A 1,312-nucleotide genomic window follows, 5' to 3' on the forward strand; every position below is an offset into this window, starting at 1 on the left:
ACCGCTCTTCCGATCTTGTTCAAGCCATGGAAGCGATCAAAGTCATTGCTCATTACGGCACTCCCCTTGCAGGAAAGGTCCTTATTTTAGATGCTCTCACCATGAACTGGCGTGAAATGAAATTATCAAAATTGCCCCACTGCCCGACCTGCTCTTGAGATAAACCCCAGCAGACCCAATCATTTCTCATTATGAAAACCGGCTTATCTGCCGGTTCTTGTTTTGACAGTCAATCTGACTCATTTTGCTAGCCCACAACTTAATACATTGAATTATATGGATTAAATTACTGGCATACTCCTTGTAATGGTATTACCTCAATAACTGAGCGTGAGTGACAAGGAGATACCTATGCATCGGCTTATATCGATAATCGTTTTGTGTTTGACCCCGCTGGCGGCGATTTCTGCCCCATTTGATACCTGCCCAAGTGAAGCTTATCTGTTCCAATCGAAGCCTGTTCAAGTCTATGGCGTCAACCTGGTCACAGGTGAAACCAACTTATTGCAAGCAAATACCGGGACGGTGGGAAACATCAATGCCGTCGGTTTCGATTATGATGATCGTTATATCTATGGGTATGATACGACTTACAAACAAGTGGTTCGCTTAGGGCAAAATTTTCAATCTGAAACGCTCAATGTGTCTGGTTTACCTATTCATACTTTCTACGTCGGTGATGTCTATAACCATGTGTTTTACCTCTATCGAAAAAATGAAGGGCTATTCAAAATAGATTTGTCTCCGCTCGACTCTGATCCTTCCGCGCAGCTAACCCTCGAACTGATAACCGAAACAGCAACGGTAAACTTAACCGACTTCGCCTTTCACCCAAGTAACGGTAAACTGTATGGGGTTGATAATTCGACCGGAAATTTGTTTGAATTTGATACCGAGGTGGGCGGTGAAACTCGGCTCGGGAATGTCGGTGTCACCGGTACTTTTGGCGCCGGATACTTTGATGTCAATGGCTATTACTACATTGCGCGTAATTCCGATGGGGCCATCTTCCGAATCGATCTTTCTGATCCTGACAACATGACCGATGAAACGATTGCAGCAGCCCTATTTGCCAATGGCCCGGCATCAGGACAAAATGACGGTGCACGCTGTGCCAATGCACCGGTTATTGATGAAGACTCTACCATCGACTTTGGCGATGCGCCTGACAGTTATTCCACACTCCTCGATTCAAATGGCCCTAGACACGGTATTGGGTCTGGTTATTACCTTGGCTTGGTTGCTCCTGATGGAGAAGGTGATGGCCTTTTGGCACCATTGGATGATAACAAAGCCGGTCGACAAGATGAAG

The 1,312-nt window shown here is 45.7% G+C and carries 1 protein-coding gene and 1 pseudogene; both read left to right on the forward strand.

What is annotated here, in order from left to right:
* A pseudogene (locus ACP45E_RS16015) lies at positions 1-158 on the forward strand (molybdopterin-synthase adenylyltransferase MoeB); the annotation flags it as partial.
* A 193-nt stretch (positions 159-351) separates the two neighbouring features.
* Positions 352-1,312: DUF6923 family protein (locus ACP45E_RS16020; RefSeq protein ID WP_426511442.1), on the forward strand; the 961-nt coding region annotated here is incomplete at its 3' end.

This window comes from Vibrio genomosp. F10 str. 9ZD137 (assembly GCF_049974785.1).
Lineage (GTDB): Bacteria > Pseudomonadota > Gammaproteobacteria > Enterobacterales > Vibrionaceae > Vibrio.